The organism is Thermofilum pendens Hrk 5, from assembly GCF_000015225.1.
In the GTDB taxonomy this organism is placed as follows: domain Archaea; phylum Thermoproteota; class Thermoprotei; order Thermofilales; family Thermofilaceae; genus Thermofilum; species Thermofilum pendens.
Map to the genome: position 1 here is coordinate 1,410,326 of NC_008698.1, position 17,621 is coordinate 1,427,946.

Below are 17,621 nucleotides of genomic sequence, written 5' to 3' on the forward strand. Positions count from 1 at the left end.
CTCGACGTCTTAGCGGTCTCCGGCGACTACGCTGGAGAACGGTCCTAGAAGCTTTTCTTTGACGCTTCCCGAGCGGAAGAGCACGCTCTGCGCGGGCTCTTCGAGTACGGCTTCGCTTTCGGAGTAGTTTATGGCGACGAGGATGCTTTCGTCGCCGAGTCTCCTCCTGTACACGAGTAGCCCTCCCTCGAATCTCACCGGCTCGAATGCCCCTCTCTGTAGCGCCGCGCTCCTCCTCCTAAGCGACGCCAGCGCCCTCGTAGCCTCCAGTATCGCTTTGTCCCAGGTTGACTCGTCCCAGCGCATGGGGGCCCTGGAACGCTCCATGAACGGCGAGTCCGTGTTCTCCAGGCCTACCTCGTCGCCGTAGTATATGGAGGGGACCCCCTTGTACGTGAAGAGGAAGACCAGGGCGCAGAGGTACTTGTCCCTGTCGCCCACGAGGGATAGGAGCCTGTCCACGTCGTGGTTGTCGAGGAAGTTGTACATCGCGTACTCCCCGGGGCCGTAGTACACGCTTAGAAGCTCGAGCCTGTTGAGGAACTCCTCGGCGGTTATCTCCCGGTAGGCGAAGAACCTGAGAACCGCGTCGTAGAGCAGGTAGTTCATAGCGCCGTGGAACTTGTCGAAGAGCCATATGCGCGCGTCGTCCATGACCTCGCCGAAGAGGTAGACGTCCCCTGGGAGGGTCTCCCTGAACTCCCTCCAAAGCTCGGGGGGCACGCCGTGCGCCACGTCTAGCCTCCAGCCGTCTACCCCCCTGGAGACCCAGTACCTGCCGACGCCGGTTATGAAGCTCCTGACCTCCGGGTTGTCGTGGTTCAGGCGGGGCATCAGCCATACGTCGAAGAAGCTCTCGTACCTCCGCGGGTACTTCTTCAGCTCGTGCCGCGGCGCCCCGGACCTCAGGGCTTCGAGGAACTCCCGCGGGACGACGGGGAAGCCCAGCACCCTGTAGAAGCCCTTGTACCGCGACTCCTCCCCCTTCTCCACGAGGTCCTGGAAGTACGGGTGAAAGAAGCTCGTGTGGTGGAAGACTCCGTCCAGTACTACCCTCATCCCCCTCTTCTTCAGCTCCGCGAGGAGCCTCCCGAACGCCTCGTCCCCGCCGAGCCTGCCGGCTACGCGGTAGTAGTCCACGACGTCGTAGCCGTGGTAAGTCGTGGACTCGAAGATGGGGGTAAGGTACAGCGCGTTCGCCCCCAGCCCCGAGACGTGGTTTAGCCTTTCGGCTATCTCTTCGAGGCCTCCCTCCGCGAACCTGTCCGGCATAATCTGGTAGAACACGCTTCCGTACACCCACTCCGGCACCCGGATAAGGCTTTCCAGGGACTTGACGTCTACGGAGAACTCCCCGTAGCGGTGGAGCCTCCCTCCCCCGAGAACCTCAAAGTAGTAGGATACCTCCCCGCCCGCCTCGAGGCTCGCCTCGTAGTAGTCGAATACCTCGTCGCGGGCCTTCAGCCTCATCTCCAGCCTCCTGCCGTCGACAACCAAGAAAGCCTTCTGGAGGCTCCCCCTGAGCGCCCTGAGCCTAACGAAGAGCACGCCCCCGAAGGGGTAAACGTAGGTCAAGCTCGGGTAGTGGTACAATGCCTCCTCGCAGAAGCCGTTGCAGGACGCCGGGTCGAAGCCAAGGAGCTTAGCCACGCTAACCCTCTCCTCAAACTTGTAAGCCCTCCTCGAGTAGACGGTGGTCTCGGGGTTCTCCGGGTCGACCGCGCGCCTACCCCCCAGCGAGAAGAGGTAGTACCAGACCCCCTCGGGTAGCTCTACCTCGACGACCCACCTGTCGCCCGCGCCCCGCATCCTGAAGCTTCCCTCGTTAAACGCGTTGAAGTTGCCGAGCAGGTAGGCGTACTCCCCCTCCCTCGGGGCGCTGAACTCCGCCTTCACAACCCTGCCGAGGTAGACGTCGTCCCTGAAGCCTAGAACCCTGTACACGCCTGCCCACCGCGCAGAAGCATCCCCGATTGCTTATAAGAATGCCGTATTTCGGCGCGTTTATCCCCGGCGGCGTCGGGGCGCAGGCTCCTCACGGGTCAGCCGTCTCCTCCCTCCTCACCCCTCGGCCCCGCGGGGTCAAGCAATACACCGGGCGGGGCGCCTTAAGCTTTACGCGCTAGAACTCCTCGTAAACGTCGATAAACCTCTTGTACCACTCCTCGAACTCCCTGGGCGTAGCCACGTGTAGCTCTACAGGGTCCCTGAAGCCCAGCCTTTCGTATATCTTCGCCGCGACCTCGGCTCTGCTCAGCGCGTCGACAGCCTTCTCGGTTACCACGAGGACGTCTACGTCGCTGTCTACCCTGTAGTCACCCCTAGCCGCCGAGCCGAAGAGTATCACCCTGCAGTCCCTGTCCACCTCCTCGACGCAGATCCTCTTGATCAGCCTCGCGTAGTCCCTCGCGTGGGCGAGGATCTCCCTCCTCCTACTCCAGTTCTCAAAGAACTTTGAGAGCATCCAGGATCGTATACGCTATACGAGCCTTAATTACCTTTACCCCTTCACAACCCACGGCGCAGTCAGTAGAGTAGTGTAACTCTCCTAGCGAGGCGCTATCAAGCACCCCGCCGTTCTACGTCTGCGTACCGGGCCCTCCGATGCTCCCGTGAGCTAACCTTAAGAGCATGGAGCCCGGTATACAGTTGCCGGGTGATGAGCCTCGATTCCGGGGGCACGGCGGGTGCCCGGCCGCTGTCCCCGGCTGACGGGAGGCGCTACAGCTTCTCGAGCCTCTCGGCTACGTAGCCGTAGCACGGGGAGCCGGCGTGCGGTACGAGCTCGTCGCCCACGACGTGCACCACCCTGAAACCCCTGGCTACCAGCGCGTCCGCCACGAACTGCCTGTGGCAGTGCTCGGGCTTCCTCTCCCTGCACAGCAGGAGCGGCCTCAGCCCCCTCGACGCCATCTCCCCGATCCTCGAGAGGGCCGCCAGAGCCCCGGGGTCCGAGACCAGGTAGGCAACGTATACCCGGAAGGTCGGGGAGTCCGTGCACGGGGCCTCGCCGAGCTCTCCGCGCCGCCTAGCCATGCCTAGCGCTCCTAGCTCGCCCATCCACTCGTAGCCGACGCCTGCCTCCGCGAGCCACGCGGACAGCTTGTCGCCCGAGAAGAACTCCACCTTCGACCTAGGGTACCTCCTCACGTCCACCACGACCCTCACGCCCAGCGAGAAGACTTTCTCCGCGAAGCGCTCCGGGCTCAGCCCCCCGTAGCCCAGGGTGTAAACCTCGCCCACGCGCCACTCATCCCGGCGAAACGTATATGGCTTACTCCCGCCTTTCCCCTAGCGGCGATGAAGAGGGAAGTTTCAGCCGAGGCATGAGGCCTAGCCCCACCACTGAGCCGCGCAGCTTAGCGTGCCTAAAAGTTTTCACAGGAAATTAGGCAAGAAGTTTCAACGCCCGTCAGCCTTAATAGTGCGCCCCCATGGTATATTATGGGCGTGAGGTGTGGAGAGGTACGCGGACATAGTCCAGGAGTTGAAGCGGCTGCGGAGGTCGAGGAGGAGGATAAAGTTCATAGGGTACATCAGGAAGACAGGGAGAACTGCTAGCTACGTGAGGGTAGATGGGGATAAGGGTAAGGGTTAGGATAGTGGTGGGGGAGCGATCTCTCGAAACGTCTGCCCTGCTGAACTCGGGCTTCGAGAGCGATGAGCCCGACGTGTGCATACCCGTCGCCCTGGCGAGGAGGCTCGGTTTATGGCCGCCGCAGGAGGTGAGGGGCGAGGATGCCTTTACGGCGGGAGGCGAGGTGACGCTCTACGTTCTCAGCGCCCAGGCCCGCATCCAGCTACTGGCTGGCGGCGAGGTGAAGAGTGAGGCCGCGTGCGTGCTGGTAGTGAACCCTTACGTGGACGAGGTCTTGCTCAGCGACTACGTTATGGACGAGCTCGGCGTAGTAGCTTTGAGCTTCAGGAGGGGTCTCTGGAGGCACGCTAGCGATCCCCCCTCGACCGTCAGGGAGAGCGAGAAACCCGAGTACTGGTAGCCCCTCCGCGCGACGGTAAGGAAAACTAGATAAAATGGTTTCCTTCAACTGGTGTGATGTCCCAGCAGGTTTACGCCGTGGAGGCTGTCGACCTCTACAAGAGCTACGGGGATACCTGGGCTCTCAACGGGCTTACGATGAGGATTGGTCCGGGCGAGATCTACGGGCTCTTGGGGCCGAACGGGGCCGGGAAGACTACTACGCTGAAGATCCTGGCGGGGTTGCTTAAGCCGTCGAGGGGCTACGCCAGGATCTACGGCGTGGAGGTCTCCAGTAGGCGCGTCGAGGCGTTGAGGCTCGTCGGCTATGTGCCGGAGAACCCCGTCGTCTTCCAGAACTTGACTGTAGAGGAGTTCCTGAGGTTCGTCGCGGCGCTTAGGGGGCTTGACTGGCGCGAGGTTTCGGGCGACGCCGAGTACTACCTCGAGGTCTTCGGGCTTGCCGGTAGGAAGGACTCCTTCATGGGCGAGCTGTCTAGGGGGATGGTGCAGAAGGTCCTGGTCTCCGCGGCGTTCCTGGTTAGGCCGAAGGTCCTCCTGATGGACGAGCCGACGGCCGGGATGGACCCCGAGTCCCAGCACGTGTTCAAGGAGGAGGTTAGGAGGCTCTCGTCGAAGGGTGTGACGTCGCTGATCTCGAGCCACCAGCTCGACTCCGTGGAGAGGCTCTGCACCCGCGTGGGGATAATCTACAAGGGTAGGCTGATCGCGGAGGGAACCGTGGAGGAGCTCAAGAGCAGGGTCTCCGAGAAGCCCGGGAGCACGCTCGAGGAGGCCTTCCTGAAAATAGTGAAGTCGGGGGAGTCCGGGGGGTAGGCGTGGACCCCGCCAAGGCGCTCGCGCTCTTCAAGTACCTCGTGAAGAACGACGTGGTCAACCCGTTGCTTAAGCCTTTCCGCAGGAGGATGTGGGTTCTCAAGCTACTCTTAGCGGTGCTTATTGCCCTGCTGGTAGCACTGGTGCTCCTCCCCAAAGTCGGGGCCCCGCAGAAGACCGGCGAGACGTCAGGAGCTGGGCAGATACGCGGCTTCCTGCGCTCGCTGGGTCTCGACAAGGAAAAGCTGATAGACATTCTCAGCGCGCTCACGCTCCTGTACCCGCTCGCGAGCATAGCCTTCATGCGCCCGCTAGCTCCAGGGAGGCGGGACGCCGTGCTCATAGTCAGAGAGGCAGAGTACGAGCTCGTGCTCTCGCAGCCCGTAGGCATGGACACGTACATCGCTGGACACGCCCTCTTCGACGTAGCCGCGTCCGCCCTGCCGATAATCAGCCTCGCCGGCCTTATACCCCTCGCCCTCGACGTAAGCGGGGGCTCTGCGAAGGCTTTCCTTCTACCACTCTCGGCACTCCTTCAGGTGCTTTTCCTCTCGTACTTACGCTTATCAGTCGGAGTGTTGCGGAAAGCGCTCAGCTCCAAGGGCTGGACTCTCCCGGCTAGGAGTATAGCCGCGGCGTACGCCGTGGGAGGAGTCGCACACTCCCTGGTCGAGGGTCGCGTATCGCCGCTACTCTCGCTACCCCTTAGGCCCGTCTGGGAGTGCGTTATCTACCCGTTTACCCGCGCGGAGACTGTGGCGGACCTCCTGCTAGCCTTAGCGGAGACCGCGCTGGTAACGCTTCTCTTGTTCGCTGCCGCGGTACGGCTGAGCGTGTACGTATCCCCCGAGGACGTGCTACCGCTGGAATACTTGTTCAGGGAGGCCTCCTCGAGGAAAGGGATAGCGCGGGGGCCTAGCCTCGACTTCAGCTCCCCGGAGTCCGCGGTTAAGTCCTTCGTGCTCCGGAGGAGCTTGCTGAGCCCCGGACACCTCAAGGGCTTCTCGGTTCTCCTCGCCGCCTCGGTAGCCGTGGCGCTGGTAGCTGTGAGATTGCTGGGCCCGCTGAAGGGGGAGGCGCTAATGCTTGTACCCGTGTTTCTGGTCTATATGGCGATGATCCCGCTCTTTGGCTTTCTCTCCCAGAAGCTCGCGGAGGATGTCCAGGCGTACTGGGTCTACAGGGTGTACTCGGCGAGCATGGAGCACGTTGCAGGCGCCCTCCTGGTGAAGTACGCTGTCCACATGGCCGAGGGAGCCCTCGTAGTCTCGGCTGTCCACGCTGTTCTGGCGTGGAGCCCCTTGCCCCTCTTGCTACCCCTGGTGGCGGCGCCCGGCTTCGTTGTGACAGGATTTCTGTCGCTGGCGTCCACGCTTTACTTCGCCTCGAAGAGGAAGGTCGTGAGGTACTCGTACGGCGGTACCACGGTGCTGGAGGGCCTCGCCTCAGGCGCGGTGATGGTCATTACGATCGTATTCCTGATACTCCTCGAACTCGCCTTCTACCTCTTCACGTCGCTCAACGCCTGGAGCTGGGCTTCTGTCCTCTCGGCAGCCTCCGTCGCGACTTCGGCGCTTCTCTACGCCCTGCTCAAACGCGCGCTGTCCGAGATGGCGGAGGAGTACGACGTAGCAACCTAGCCTTCGCAGCGCGCTGCGCCGCCTTCAGAGACCCTCTCCAACCTGTCTGCGAGCGTCCTCAGGTACGCTATACCCTCTTTGAGTAGCCTCCGCCCCCGCTCGGTTATGCGGTAGTACTTCCTCCTGTCCCTGTAGTAGCCCTCTATGAAGCCCTCCGCTTCCAGCTTGCCCGTAACCACGTAGAACACGACCTTTCCGGCGTCGACCCCGAAGTCCTCCAGGACTGCCCTGCGCAACGCGTAGGGGTAGCAGTCCCCCTTGGCGAGCTCTGCGAGAACGTAGAGCCAGAGGTTCTCCACGCCCGTCTTCTCCCTCAGCCTCCTCATCGGCTTCGAGTCTACCTCCACGCCCGCGAGAACGCGCTAGGGTTTAAAAACCTTGAGAGCCTTTGTTTACCCATGCTCTACGGGGATTTGAGAAGAGAGGTTGCGGACGCCTTCAGGCGGCTCGAGGAGCTCGGGCTGAACTGGGGGTACAGCGGGAATATCAGCGTGCGCGCGGGGCAGGGCGTCTACGTCGTGTCGCCGAGCGGCGTCTTGAAGTCGAAGCTTAGGCCCGAGGACGTCCTCGTCGTCCGGGAGGACGGGTCGGTGGTCGACGGCAGGGGGAAGCCCTCCGTGGAGTTTAAGACCCACCTGGCGGTCTACAGGGCGAGGCGGGACGTGAACGCGGTTGTCCACGCGCACCCCGTCTACTCCGGCGTCCTGGCGGCGCTGAGGGTGGGGCTTAAGCCCGTGCTGGAAGAGCTCGTACTGTACCTCGGCGGGCCGATAGAGGTCGCGGAGTACGCCCCTCCCGGCACCGAGGAGCTCGCGAGGAACGTCGTTAAAGCTCTGGGCGACAGGTGCGCGGTCTTAATGGCTAACCACGGGGCGCTCGCCTGCGGCTCCACGCTCGAGGAGGCTATAGCAAACCTGGGGTACCTGGAGAGGGCGGCGAAGGTGGCCGTGTACTCCCGCATCCTCGGCACTCCGTTCGAGCTACCGGAGGAGACTGTGGAGCTGGAGAGGAGGCTCTACCTCGAGAGGAGGTTCGGGAAGGCCTAGGCTACTTCACGACGAGGACCGGTACCTTCGACTCGGAGACTATCTTGCTGGAAACGCTTCCGATGAAGATACGCTTCCAGAGGGACAGCCCCCTGGACCCCGTGACTATCAGGTCCGCCTTGACCTCCTCGGCGTACCTCAGGATCTCCGAGGCTGGGTCCCCTTCCAGCACGTCTCCCTCCGCGTCTACGCCCCTGCTCTGCGCAAGCCTTAAGCACTCCCTGACGTCTACGCTAGCCTTCGACTTTATCTCGGCTATAACCCTGCCGACGTCGAGGGAGGGAACCTCCCTTAGGCTCGACGTGAGGGACTTCGAGTCGACGACTTCGACTACGAACAGCTTGGCCCCGTACTTGGAGGCTAGGTCTACGGCTACTTCGAGCGCTTTCCTCGCGTGCTCCGACCCGTCGTAGGCGACGAGTATCCTCGCGAACATGCCTCCTTCGTTGCTAAACCAGCTTATACGCTTTCCGGGGATGAAGCCGTAAAAGTTGCAGTGAGGTAGCCGCGAAAGCCGAAACGTTTACGGTGGAGGCACAGGCTTTAGCCCGTGCGACTCCCACAGCTTCGAGTAGACTGCGTCCAGTCTTCGGAGCGCGTCGCCGTCGAGGAGTGGCGGCTTGTGCTCGGCGAGTATCCTCTCTACCTCTCTGTGCGCCAGCTCGGCTAGCGGCACTCCCGTCGACTTCGCCCTGGGCGCTAGGTCCCAGACTTTCGGTACGAGTATCTCGCTCCTGTAGTGTTGCCTCGTGTGCCTCAACGCGAGGAAGTTGCCCTTCTTCTCCAGCACCCCCTCCTTCAGGGCGTCGAGGGCCTGGGGGTCTACCTCTACGCCTCTCGCGAGCCTCTCGGCGATGAGGCACGCCTCGTTGTCGAGCACTAGCTTTTCGAGCGACTGGACGCTCTCGTACTCCAGCATCCCCGCACCGGATATCACGTCGAAGCCTGCCAGCGCGGCTAGCGCGGCGGTGTAGGCCGTCTCGGCGCCCGCCTGGTAGTCGACGGTCTTGGAGTCGCTTAGCCCCATGTACGTGTGCGAGGGAAGGTCGAGGTAGCGGGCTAGGTCCCTGTACGCCAGGCTTATGAGGACGGCTTCGGGGGCCGTTATCGAGGGGGTCCCGTAGTAGGGGTGGATCATAGTCGGGCTACCCCCGTAGATGACGGGTGCCCCCGGCTTGACGAGCTGGGACAAGGCGATGCCGCTGAGCACCTCCGCGTGGTGCTGTATGATCGCGCCGTAAACCGTGACGGGAGATGTCGCCCCGAGCCCAGGCATCGATATTATCTCCGCGGGGACGCCCAGCCTCGCGAGGTCGACCAGGTTCCTTGACGTCACGGTGCTCCAGGAGAGAGGGGGCGTGGGGCAGACGTCGAAGATCGCGAAAGGCTTCTCAGCGTAGTCCTCCCTCACCGCCCCCAGCATTTCCACCATGAGCGGGAGGTTTTCGACTGTGAACGCCCCGGTGACCACGGGCTTCCCGGAGTACTTCAGGACGACGTACAGCCTGACGGCGTCCTTGACTTCGGCGGGGACCTCGAAGGGTACAAGCGCGGTGCTCTGGGCCTTCAGCCCCTTCAGGTAGTCTGCCACTATGACTAGCTTTTTTAAGTCCTCCAGCGTCGGGTTCCGGGGGGTCTGGGAGCCGTGGTCCAGTATCCTTATCGCCGCCGATCCGGGGTTGAATATCCTCGCGCCCTCCCCTAGGACGGCGACCTCCCTGCCGTCCCTGTCGTAGAGCCTGATCCTCCTCGGCGCCGTCCTCAAAGCCTCCTTGACGACGTCCTCGGGTATGAGCACGCGCCCGTCCTTTAGCCTCCCTCCCCCCTCCAGGGCTATCCTCTCGACGCCCTTATCCTCGAAGAAGACGCCCACGGTCTCCAGGACTCTCAGCGCCTCGCCGGTTATCTCCTCTGCCTCTCTCCTGCTCAGAACGCTTACCGACGGAACCACTACCCCTCACCCAGCATCCTCTTAACTATCTTCACAGCCTCGAAGGCGTCTCTACCCCAGACGTCGGCGCCTATCTCGCGGACCCACTCCTCCGTTACAGGCGCGCCGCCGGCTATCACTATGACCTTGTCCCTGAGCCCCCTCTTCTTCAGCTCCTCGATGACGTTCCTCTGCTCCAGCATCGTCGTCGTCATGAGGGCGCTCATACCGACTACCCTGGCGTTGTACTTCTCGACCGCCTCGGCGAACTTCTCGGGCGGAACGTCTACGCCCAGGTCTACGACGTGGAAGCCTTCGGCCTCGAATACAGCGGCCGCGAGGTTCTTCCCGAGCTCGTGTATGTCGCCCCTCACCGTCCCGAAGACGGCGACCCACCTCGCCGGGGACTCGCCCTGCCCCCTTATCAGCGGCCTCAGGACCTCCATGGACCTCCTGAAGGCCTCCGCGGACATCACGAGCTCCGGTATGAAGTACTCGCCCTTCTCGTAGAGCTCGCCGACCCTCCTCATCGCCGGCACAAGCACCTCGGAGACTATCTCCCTAGGACCCAGCCCCCGCTCGACGAGGCGCCTCGTGTACTCCTCCGCCGCGGCTTCGTCCCCCTCTACCACTGCCTGGAAGAGCTTCTCCCTAAGCTCGCCCACGTCCCCAGCCATCCCGGGACCCCTTCATCCCGCGCTTTTAAGCGTTGTTCTCCAATTACCCCCATTAATCATTTATCCGGCTCCGCGGCTCTACAATCGTGGCTAGGCTCCCCGACGAGTTCCTGGAGTGGAACTACTACGGTAGGCGGAGGCTCCTGGAGAGGCTGTTGTCCGGCGGCGCCGGCCGAGACATGGCCCTAGAGTTCACCAGGCACACGCCCGTGCTCGTCACCGCGGCTGAGGTGGACGGGAGGATCGAGGTGAACGGGAAGGTCGTGGGGTGCGGCTACGTGGCTTCTAGGGACTACATCCGCGAGAAGATAAGGGTGTTCAGGGAGCACGTCGAGGAGTCCGACGAGAGGCTCTCGGAGGGCGCCAGCATGGAGGAGGTGGAGCGAGAGCACCTGGAGAGGGGCGTGAGGCTCCTCCTGGAGCACGTGTACCTGGAGAGGGAGAGGGCGGAGAAGGAGATGGACTTCGAGGTCCTCGCGACTGTGGAGCTCGCGAAGCGGGTTCCCTGGTCCTCGAGGCACACGTGGACCCTCATCCAGAGGAATCCCAGGGTCAGCCTGGTGTTCTTCCAGCCGCCCAGCCTGAGCTTCGAGGTGAAGGGGTACGCGTCGATACACCTCGACGACGAGTACCACGAGTACGTGACTCTCGTCCACGACGCTTTCCACTACACCCCGCCGGAGCGCAGGGGCGATAGGCCCGTCTACCTGGTGCACGTGGAGGAAGTCTACGACAACAGCGCCTCTCCGAGGGGGTTCGGAAGGAGGATTGCCTGAGCTACCCGGGCGCGACGTACCTCCCCTTGATGGGTACCGGCTCGCCGCACCTGGGGCACTTGTACCTCCCGCCCTCGAAGTCCAAGTTGAACTCGACGACCCTGTACCCCTCCCTCCTGACAAGGGTCTTGCCGCACCTGGGGCACCTCGTCGACTCGAGCTCGGGGTCGTGGACGTTGCCGACGTAGACGTACTTCACGCCCTCCTTGACGGCGTAGTCCCTCACCTCGAGGAGCTTCCCGAGGGGGGTCGGCGGCTCCCTCCAGGCCCAGGCGGGGTAGTACCTGTTCACGTGGAGCGGGACCTCGGGCCCCAGGGTGTCCAGGAGGGTCCCCACCACCCACTCGTAGCACTCCTTGGAGTCGTTGGCGCCGGGCACGACGAGGTAGACTATCTCGACGTGGGCCCCGCTGTCCAGAGCAACCCTCGCGTTCCTGAAGACCACGTAGTGGTCGACGTTCGCGAGAACCCTCCTCGCGGAGGGGCACCCCTTAACGCTAGCGGCGAAGCCGTCGACGCCCGCCTCCAGTACGAGCCTGAGCGAGCTGGTCGTGAAGTACATGTTGGTAACCATCATCGAGTACAGCCCTCTCTTCCTCGCGGCCTCGGACGCGTCGACGACGTAGTCTAGGTTCGTTATAGGCTCGTTGAAGCTAGCCGAGATCCCCTGGGCCCCCGCCGAGACGGCTAGGTCCGCGAGGGCCTCGGGGTCGACGGGCTCGAGCCCCTCGGGGGGCAGGGAGAAGCTGAGGTGGTGGTTCTGGCACCAGGGGCAGTGGAAGTTGCAGCCGAAGTTGCTGTAGGTGAGGGCCAGGGAGTTCGGCCAGTAGTGGAACAGCGGCTTTATCTCGATGGGCCTCAGCTCCACGGCGCTGAGCTTCCCGTAGCCAGCGTGCCAGAGCACGCCGCCCACGTTCGCGTAGTTCCCACAGGCCCCGCGGGCGCCGGGGCGCACCCTGCACCTCCTCTCGCACGCTAAGCACGCGACGACCCCGCCTCCCAGGGGCTCCTGGAGCCTGGCCCTACGCAACCCCTTCACCCGTCTAGCCTGGCGCTAACCTTCCGCAGGCAACCCTCCCTGAAGCACGACGAGAAGCCTCCGCCCTCCATCAGTATCGTGGCGCAGGACTCCGGGTCCACGACGACAGCCGTGTTGATAGTCTTCACGCCGTACCTCCCGAAGACCTCGGGGGCTAGCGGCGAGCTGGGGCCTACGAGGTGCTTCTCGGCGCGCGTCGGGGCTGTTAACAGGTAGTTGATAGTGTGGTTAACTATCGAGGAGCCCGTTATCAGCAACTTGTCCGCGTCTCTAAGCACGGCGGCGTAGGCCCACCACGGGTACACCTCGACGCCCTCGACCACTACGCTCGCGAACTCCAGGACGGCGAGCCTCCTCACCCTACCCCTGAGCGCCTCGACGTACGGCGCGAAGTAGCCCACCAGGACTACGGAGTCGCCGGGCGCGACGCCTACCTGTTCCAGCGCGTCCGCCTCCACCACCCCCTCCCCCGCGGCGTTCAGCAGAGCGTTCACAGCCGCCAGCCCCACGCTGACCTCGAGCCCCCTGGGGGACAGGAGGAGCCCCAGGGCGTCGGACACATTCATGCCCCTCAGCCTCCCCGGGGTAACGCTGGAGAGGGGGCCCTCCCTGTTCGTGTAAGCCACGCCCGCCCTGCCGTCCTCGAGCTCTACCAGCGTCGCGTGCACACCGATAACTACGCGCTTAACCCTCTCCGAGCCAGCCCTGGAGAGAGCGTACTCGTATATCTCCTCGACCACGCCCACAGTACTAAGAGCGGGGCCCCGGTACATAAGGGTTAGCCGGGCCCCCTCAACCTACGAACTCCAAGCCCAGCGCCTCCCTGATGGCGCCTGCCCTCTCGGCTATCTCCTTGTCGAAGGATGCTACCGCGCTCGCCCCGAGCATCCTGGCGGCGACTACGTGTAGTAAGTCGAGGGTTCTGAGCCTCAAGAGCTGGGCGTACCTCAAAGCCTGCCTTGAAACCTGGTTAAGGTCCACGTCGACGAGCGAGGCGCCCACCACCCTCAGCGAGTACACTGCGAGCGAGACGGGGTTGGGGAGCCCTGCCCTCGAGTAGACTGCGGCGAGCTCTAGGAGCGTGAGCTGGCTGGCGACCCTGTCTTCCATCAGTCTGCCCAGCAGCTCGACAGCTCTCCCGTGGTTCGGGTCCTCCTCGTCCACGTAAGACACGATCACGCTCGTATCGAGGTAGATCATACCTAGCCCCCGTTATCCGGACACAGAGCCCCTTCAGGGCGGGGTGGACGACCTCTCCCTACCCTCCTCAAGTAGCCTGCTCAGACCGCCGTGCCTCAGCCTGAACCCGGACTTCTCGAGCTCCTCCGCAGACCTGTAGACCTCGTCCCAGAACGCAACCTCCCTTTTGACCTCCTCCAACCCCCTCTCGATCATTATGTTGAAAGCGTGGGACCTATTCCTGGCGAGCCCGTACCTCACCATCTTCTCGGCCAGCTGGGCTACCTCCTTGCGCACCTTTATCGAAACAGTAACGCTCATACTGGTATACCAGGTATACCTAGAATATAAGGATTACCAAATGCTCGAGCCCCTCCGCCCAGTGTCGCTACAACCCTGAAACAAGCTACAGCTAAGCATGGTCCTCAGGGAAAATACCCGTACTTCCCCGATTCGTTTAGCAACTCTTTCCTGGAAAAACCTTCTTTGCACATGGACTAAGCTGAAGTCTTCTTATCTTCTTTGGCTACTACCGCTACTTTTCCAGCCCCCAGTGCAGGGCGCTCTTCAACGCAACCCCCGTCCCAGCGATCCACACGAAGGTGACCAGGAGGGGTACAGCGGGATCCATGCAACCTAGCCCGGCGACCCACCGGGCGAGCTCTGCGAGGGCGGCGGTCGGGGCCAGGAGGGCCGGGAGCCTCGCTACCTCTGGGAGAGCCGAGAGTGGGTACCACACCGGCGGCAATATGATAGTTACCGTGACGAGGGGGTTCGTTACTGCGCTGATGTTCATCGGGTTCTTTATCCTCAGCACGACGGCTAGGGAGAGGAAGCTACCGAGCACCAACGAGGCGAAGGAGAGAGCGTACAGCGCGGCCACGCCAGCCGGCGACACCTCCAGCCAGAGGGCGAGCAGCGTGAATGCCGTATACTCCGTAAGGAAGTAGGGAATCTGCCCCAGCACTGTGCCCACGAAGTAGTCGGAGGGGCTTAGGGGAGAGGCTACGAGAGCCTCCTGTATCCTCGAGACCCTCTGCCAGCCAACCGTCTGCCCGACAAGGTTCACCCCCACCGTCCAGCCCGTCGCTACGAATGAGGCGACGACGAGGCTCTTCAGCGCCTTCAAGCCTCCCCAGAAGTAGAAGATAAGAGGTAGCGAAAGGGTCCACACGGCATCCTGGGCAATCCACATCCACTGCCTTCTCCAGAGGATCAGCTCAGCGTAAGCGACGCCGAGGGGCCTCCAGAGCCTGGACCGCCTCACCTCCCACCACCCCGTAGCAGGAAGAGGTACGCGTCCTCTAGGCCCACGCTGCCGGCTGATACGAGGAGCCCGGGGTCGCTGAGGGAGGATACGAACTCGCCGAGCTCGGACCTGCTGCGGAAGTACACGATGGCTCGGTCTCCGAGATCCACGGCGTCGGCTGGTAGCGGGGAGCCCTTCTTGACTACGGCCCGGTACCGGTAGGGTACCTTCTCGACGAGCGCCCTGGGGCTCTCTTGGCAGAGCACCACGCCCGAGTTTATCAGGGCGACTCTGTCGGCGACGACCTCTGCCTCGCCCATGTCGTGCGTTGTCATCAGTATGCTAGACCCGTCCCTCAGCCTCTCCCTCAGCGCCCTCCACACCTCCCTCCTCACCTCGACGTCCAGCCCTTCGGTCGGCTCGTCGAGGAAGAGAACCTCCGCCTCCGTCGCGAGTACGGCGGCCACCACGGCCCTTCGCACCTGGCCCCCGCTCAGCACCCTGATGGGCCTTCTCGCGTCGGAGAGTCCCAGCGCGTCAAGCCACCTTTTGGCCTGGGCCCTCGCCTCCCAGAAGGACCAGCCCCTCATCATGAGGACTGCAGTGACGTACTCCTCGGGTGTGTGCTCCCAGAAGGGCTCGAAGCCCTGGGGGATGTAGGCGATCCTCCTCCTAACCTCCCTGTACTCTCGGACGACATCGTAGCCGAGGACTCTCGCCTCGCCGGCGTCGGGCCTGAGGTTCGTCGTGAAGATCCTGACCGTGGTGGTCTTACCGGCGCCGTTGGGGCCTGCCAGCACGAGGAGCTCGCCTTTCCTCGCCTCTAGGCTTACGCCGCGGAGGGCTTCAACGTTCCCAAACCTCTTCACTAAACCTTCCGCTTCGAGAGCGTTCATTGCTGTCCCCAAGTATAACATACGGCCTAAATATATAAGCTTTACCTCATATATTCTTCCAGACCTCATATATTCTTCCAGCGATCTAAAAGCGCCCGGAAGGGGTAACCCTTCGAGCATGTTACACGCATGATTGTGCAAGTAGGATAGAAGTAAGGCTGCTGTAACCAGCTCGGAGAGAGCCTTCACGTAGTCGGGGACAATACGCGCTCGCGTCATAGAGGCCTTCACGCTTCTGAACCTCTTCACCAAACTCGCAAGCTTCAGGAAAAGTTGACAAAGCCACCGAGCCCAAAGGCTCACAATGCTTGTATACCCATAACTTCGCGTGCAACTCCAGCCATTCTCCGCAACGGGAACGTAGTCCTTGACGATAAGCACGCAGGCTCCAAGCCTTCTCGCCTACCACCTGTACTCTTTGCCGTACAATGTGCGCAAGAAATATATAACCACGTTTTGTTCTATTTATCGCTATGGTGAAAAGAGTTAGCATCTTGGCGCTCCTCGCAGCTCTACTCGCAACTTCCGTGCTTCTTTGGCTGAACCTCAGTGCAAGCAAAGCTCCTCCTCAAACGCTCCCTGAAAGCCTGGGCCCCCCGCGCGAGCTGTACTCTGCGAGTAAAGGGTGCCTCAACGGGGTAGCCGCTCCCTCCTCGCCGGAGGAGCCCGCCCAGGCTACATTGCCCGCCGGCGTGCCGAGCGGCCTCGGCTACCTCGCGCTCGTCGAAAAGTGCCCGGGGGTTGCGCTGAGGGAGGGCCAAACCCTCGTCCTCGAGTACTCGCTCGGCCCCACGCTCCTGTTCGTCGAGGCTGAGGAAGGAGGAGACGTCAAGGCGGAGCCCGGCAACGCGCGCCTCGTGGTCTCCGTGTCCAGGAGGGGAGGGGTCTACGCGGTGAACTTCACTCTGGCGCTTAGTGGCGCGCCGTTGCGCGGCGGGGGCAACATGAGCCTGGTGAAGACCCTGACGCTCCTCTACGACGGCGCGGCTTACTACCTCCCCAACGGTACGCGCGTGGGGCTCGTGTTCCCGCTCTTCGCTAGAGGGAGAGAGCTCGAGCTGAGCTTCCTCTGGGCGAGGCCCGGCGAGCCCTACAAGCTCGAGAGCCTCAGGCCTGCTACCGCCAGGATGAAGTTGTTGACCGTGCTGGACATGGAGAGGATGCTCGTAGCCGAGGTAAACGTGTCGTCGGGCGAAGTCGTGCTCGCCAGGCCCCTGAACCGGCCGCTGAGCCAGGAAGCAGAGCTAGCAAGTGCGCTCGCCGCGCTGGGAGGCTGCCCCCGCCTCTTCGCGCTCGCAACGTACAGTAGCCGCGCGCTCCCCCTCCACCTCGTGGTCGACTACGCTTCGGGGATCCCGGTGTTCGCCCTAATGCGCGGCGCTCAGCGGACGCTACCCACCTCGAAGGTCGTGTGGGAAGGCAGGGTGCTAGATGAGGTGCCAGCGTCGACGCTCGCCGCGTTGCTCGGGGTGCGCAGCGACCTCGCCCTGACGCTGGAGCGCGTCCAGCTCAAGGATTAGCTAAAAATTATTTTTTCTTTTCTGGTTCAGCCTCCGGCTAACAGTACAGGGGCTACTCGGGCCTGCTGGCCTCAGTACGTGCGTGATACACTATAGCGTCGAGGGTTACCGCGCGCACAGTGCTTCCTAGCTACCGCGCCGCTAGGCGTAGTCCTCCAGGAAGACCGCCCCGTACTCCCTTCTCAGCTCGTCCAGGTGCTTCGCCATCTCGCCCTCGGGTCTCTTGAACAACGCCTTGCAGGCGTAGACCCTAGCAACAGCTAATACGTAGCAGTCCGTCAGCGCTACCCCGTACCTCGCCTTCACCCTCCCAGCCTCTACTGCGAGCTCTACCCCACCCTCCGGCACGCTCACGGATGGAAGCCTGTAGAGCCAAGACACGAGCCTGGAAGCCGTCCCCTCAGGGTCCCCGGCGCCCAACGCCCGGTAAAGCCTCGCCGCAACGTAGTAGGTCTCGGCTAGGACTGGGTGCGGAATCAAAGCCTCCAGCCTACCCGACAGTAGAGCCGAGAATACGAGCTCTGCCTGCCTGTGCAGATCGCCCCTCGCGTCGATGTACTCCACTATCACACTGGTATCCAGCGCCACCCTAGCCTTCCTCGACACCCAGGTCCCTCAGGAGCCTCAGGGCCTTATCGGACTCAAGCTTCGCCTCGCGTAGAAGCCTACCCGTAACCTCGGGCCCAGCCTCGACGAAAACCTCGCGGGGAGGCTCCTCTACCGGCTCCAGGACAACCCTCTTCCCCTCGACGCGCACCCTCAGCACCGTTCCCGGTACGAGGCCGAGCTTCTCCCTAACCTCCTTTGGGATAACCACCTGCCCCTTCCTCGAGACAACGGTCTTCACGTGAAGAGT

General features: G+C 62.8%; 22 protein-coding genes. 7 read left to right on the forward strand and 15 right to left on the reverse strand.

What is annotated here, in order from left to right:
* Positions 1–9: 9 nt before the first annotated feature.
* The 3 genes from TPEN_RS07470 to TPEN_RS07480 form a co-directional block, all read right to left on the reverse strand.
* The gene (locus TPEN_RS07470) at positions 10–1,944 is read right to left on the reverse strand and encodes a glycoside hydrolase family 13 protein (protein ID WP_011753120.1); all 1,935 of its coding nucleotides are present in this window, start codon (positions 1,942–1,944) and stop codon (positions 10–12) included.
* A gap of 178 nt (positions 1,945–2,122) precedes the next feature.
* Entirely contained in the window at positions 2,123–2,464 is a 342-nt protein-coding gene (locus TPEN_RS07475; protein WP_011753121.1) for a nucleotidyltransferase domain-containing protein, read from the reverse strand.
* 257 nt (positions 2,465–2,721) lie between these two features.
* Positions 2,722–3,243 (reverse strand): DUF488 domain-containing protein, encoded by a 522-nt coding sequence (locus TPEN_RS07480; RefSeq protein ID WP_011753122.1) that lies wholly within the window; start codon positions 3,241–3,243, stop codon positions 2,722–2,724.
* Between the two features lie 214 nt (positions 3,244–3,457).
* Here TPEN_RS07480 and TPEN_RS10010 point away from each other — a divergent pair, with 214 nt between their 5' ends.
* Genes TPEN_RS10010 through TPEN_RS07495 form a run of 4 tightly spaced genes read left to right on the forward strand, consistent with a single transcriptional unit; the run spans position 3,458 to position 6,453 of the window.
* Positions 3,458–3,598, forward strand: coding sequence for a hypothetical protein (locus TPEN_RS10010; protein ID WP_187146325.1), 141 nt, complete (start codon positions 3,458–3,460; stop codon positions 3,596–3,598).
* The gene (locus TPEN_RS07485) at positions 3,576–3,998 is read left to right on the forward strand and encodes a hypothetical protein (protein WP_011753123.1); all 423 of its coding nucleotides are present in this window, start codon (positions 3,576–3,578) and stop codon (positions 3,996–3,998) included. Before TPEN_RS10010 ends, TPEN_RS07485 begins: the two co-directional genes overlap by 23 nt.
* 56 nt (positions 3,999–4,054) lie before the next feature.
* Positions 4,055–4,813, forward strand: coding sequence for an ABC transporter ATP-binding protein (locus tag TPEN_RS07490; RefSeq protein ID WP_011753124.1), 759 nt, complete (start codon positions 4,055–4,057; stop codon positions 4,811–4,813).
* Positions 4,814–4,815: 2 nt separating this feature from the next.
* Positions 4,816–6,453 carry a hypothetical protein gene (locus TPEN_RS07495; protein WP_011753125.1) on the forward strand — a complete coding sequence of 546 codons (1,638 nt, stop codon included), beginning with the start codon at positions 4,816–4,818 and terminating at the stop codon, positions 6,451–6,453.
* Here the strand turns inward: TPEN_RS07495 and TPEN_RS07500 are convergent.
* A complete protein-coding gene (locus TPEN_RS07500) occupies positions 6,450–6,800 on the reverse strand; it encodes a PadR family transcriptional regulator (RefSeq protein WP_011753126.1) in 351 nt (116 codons plus the stop codon). The two genes, TPEN_RS07495 and TPEN_RS07500, sit on opposite strands and share 4 nt — an antisense overlap.
* Positions 6,801–6,851: 51 nt before the next feature.
* Here TPEN_RS07500 and TPEN_RS07505 point away from each other — a divergent pair, with 51 nt between their 5' ends.
* Complete coding sequence (locus TPEN_RS07505; protein ID WP_011753127.1) at positions 6,852–7,499, forward strand: class II aldolase/adducin family protein; 648 nt, start codon at positions 6,852–6,854, stop codon at positions 7,497–7,499.
* 1 nt (position 7,500) lies between these two features.
* Here the strand turns inward: TPEN_RS07505 and TPEN_RS07510 are convergent, their stop codons facing one another.
* The 3 genes from TPEN_RS07510 to TPEN_RS07520 form a co-directional block, all read right to left on the reverse strand.
* Positions 7,501–7,935 carry a universal stress protein gene (locus tag TPEN_RS07510; RefSeq protein ID WP_011753128.1) on the reverse strand — a complete coding sequence of 145 codons (435 nt, stop codon included), beginning with the start codon at positions 7,933–7,935 and terminating at the stop codon, positions 7,501–7,503.
* An 87-nt stretch (positions 7,936–8,022) separates the two neighbouring features.
* Positions 8,023–9,450 carry a trimethylamine methyltransferase family protein gene (locus TPEN_RS07515; RefSeq protein ID WP_011753129.1) on the reverse strand — a complete coding sequence of 476 codons (1,428 nt, stop codon included), beginning with the start codon at positions 9,448–9,450 and terminating at the stop codon, positions 8,023–8,025.
* Positions 9,450–10,106, reverse strand: a complete 657-nt coding sequence (locus tag TPEN_RS07520) for a cobalamin B12-binding domain-containing protein (protein WP_011753130.1) — start codon at positions 10,104–10,106, stop codon at positions 9,450–9,452. Before TPEN_RS07520 ends, TPEN_RS07515 begins: the two co-directional genes overlap by 1 nt.
* Before the next feature lie 86 nt (positions 10,107–10,192).
* Here TPEN_RS07520 and TPEN_RS07525 point away from each other — a divergent pair, with 86 nt between their 5' ends.
* Positions 10,193–10,882: a hypothetical protein gene (locus TPEN_RS07525; protein WP_011753131.1), complete on the forward strand. Its 690-nt coding sequence runs from the start codon at positions 10,193–10,195 to the stop codon at positions 10,880–10,882.
* Between the two features lies 1 nt (position 10,883).
* On the opposite strand, the gene TPEN_RS07530 is transcribed toward TPEN_RS07525, so the two are convergent.
* From TPEN_RS07530 to TPEN_RS07555, 6 genes are all read right to left on the reverse strand, one after another.
* Positions 10,884–11,912 carry a radical SAM protein gene (locus TPEN_RS07530; protein WP_011753132.1) on the reverse strand — a complete coding sequence of 343 codons (1,029 nt, stop codon included), beginning with the start codon at positions 11,910–11,912 and terminating at the stop codon, positions 10,884–10,886.
* A 5-nt stretch (positions 11,913–11,917) separates the two neighbouring features.
* The gene (locus tag TPEN_RS07535) at positions 11,918–12,667 is read right to left on the reverse strand and encodes a DUF364 domain-containing protein (protein ID WP_052885290.1); all 750 of its coding nucleotides are present in this window, start codon (positions 12,665–12,667) and stop codon (positions 11,918–11,920) included.
* Positions 12,668–12,713: 46 nt separating this feature from the next.
* Positions 12,714–13,121: a type II toxin-antitoxin system VapC family toxin gene (locus TPEN_RS07540; RefSeq protein ID WP_011753134.1), complete on the reverse strand. Its 408-nt coding sequence runs from the start codon at positions 13,119–13,121 to the stop codon at positions 12,714–12,716.
* 33 nt (positions 13,122–13,154) lie between these two features.
* On the reverse strand, positions 13,155–13,421 hold the full coding sequence (locus TPEN_RS07545) for a hypothetical protein (protein ID WP_011753135.1): 267 nt from the start codon (positions 13,419–13,421) through the stop codon (positions 13,155–13,157).
* 214 nt (positions 13,422–13,635) lie between these two features.
* Entirely contained in the window at positions 13,636–14,367 is a 732-nt protein-coding gene (locus TPEN_RS07550) for an ABC transporter permease (protein WP_011753136.1), read from the reverse strand.
* The gene (locus TPEN_RS07555) at positions 14,364–15,245 is read right to left on the reverse strand and encodes an ABC transporter ATP-binding protein (RefSeq protein WP_011753137.1); all 882 of its coding nucleotides are present in this window, start codon (positions 15,243–15,245) and stop codon (positions 14,364–14,366) included. Before TPEN_RS07555 ends, TPEN_RS07550 begins: the two co-directional genes overlap by 4 nt.
* 473 nt (positions 15,246–15,718) lie before the next feature.
* Between TPEN_RS07555 and TPEN_RS07560 the strand changes: the two genes are divergently transcribed.
* Complete coding sequence (locus tag TPEN_RS07560) at positions 15,719–16,765, forward strand: hypothetical protein (protein WP_011753138.1); 1,047 nt, start codon at positions 15,719–15,721, stop codon at positions 16,763–16,765.
* A 141-nt stretch (positions 16,766–16,906) separates the two neighbouring features.
* Here the strand turns inward: TPEN_RS07560 and TPEN_RS07565 are convergent, their stop codons facing one another.
* Together TPEN_RS07565 and TPEN_RS07570 are read right to left on the reverse strand one after the other, a co-directional pair.
* Positions 16,907–17,371, reverse strand: coding sequence for a PIN domain-containing protein (locus TPEN_RS07565; RefSeq protein WP_011753139.1), 465 nt, complete (start codon positions 17,369–17,371; stop codon positions 16,907–16,909).
* Entirely contained in the window at positions 17,355–17,612 is a 258-nt protein-coding gene (locus TPEN_RS07570) for an AbrB/MazE/SpoVT family DNA-binding domain-containing protein (protein ID WP_011753140.1), read from the reverse strand. The genes TPEN_RS07565 and TPEN_RS07570 overlap by 17 nt, the downstream gene beginning before the upstream one ends.
* Positions 17,613–17,621: the final 9 nt, after the last annotated feature.

What these genes read in the sequence shown, in the direction of transcription:
- TPEN_RS07545 (WP_011753135.1), bottom strand. Translation starts at nt 13,421, where the DNA reads ATGAGCGTTACTGTTTCGATAAAGGTGCGCAAGGAGGTAGCCCAGCTG.
- TPEN_RS07505 (WP_011753127.1), top strand. Translation starts at nt 6,852, where the DNA reads ATGCTCTACGGGGATTTGAGAAGAGAGGTTGCGGACGCCTTCAGGCGG.
- TPEN_RS07520 (WP_011753130.1), bottom strand. Translation starts at nt 10,106, where the DNA reads ATGGCTGGGGACGTGGGCGAGCTTAGGGAGAAGCTCTTCCAGGCAGTG.
- TPEN_RS07555 (WP_011753137.1), bottom strand. Translation starts at nt 15,245, where the DNA reads ATGAACGCTCTCGAAGCGGAAGGTTTAGTGAAGAGGTTTGGGAACGTT.
- TPEN_RS07475 (WP_011753121.1), bottom strand. Translation starts at nt 2,464, where the DNA reads ATGCTCTCAAAGTTCTTTGAGAACTGGAGTAGGAGGAGGGAGATCCTC.
- TPEN_RS07540 (WP_011753134.1), bottom strand. Translation starts at nt 13,121, where the DNA reads ATGATCTACCTCGATACGAGCGTGATCGTGTCTTACGTGGACGAGGAG.
- TPEN_RS07490 (WP_011753124.1), top strand. Translation starts at nt 4,055, where the DNA reads ATGTCCCAGCAGGTTTACGCCGTGGAGGCTGTCGACCTCTACAAGAGC.
- TPEN_RS07560 (WP_011753138.1), top strand. Translation starts at nt 15,719, where the DNA reads ATGGTGAAAAGAGTTAGCATCTTGGCGCTCCTCGCAGCTCTACTCGCA.
- TPEN_RS07510 (WP_011753128.1), bottom strand. Translation starts at nt 7,935, where the DNA reads ATGTTCGCGAGGATACTCGTCGCCTACGACGGGTCGGAGCACGCGAGG.
- TPEN_RS07485 (WP_011753123.1), top strand. Translation starts at nt 3,576, where the DNA reads ATGGGGATAAGGGTAAGGGTTAGGATAGTGGTGGGGGAGCGATCTCTC.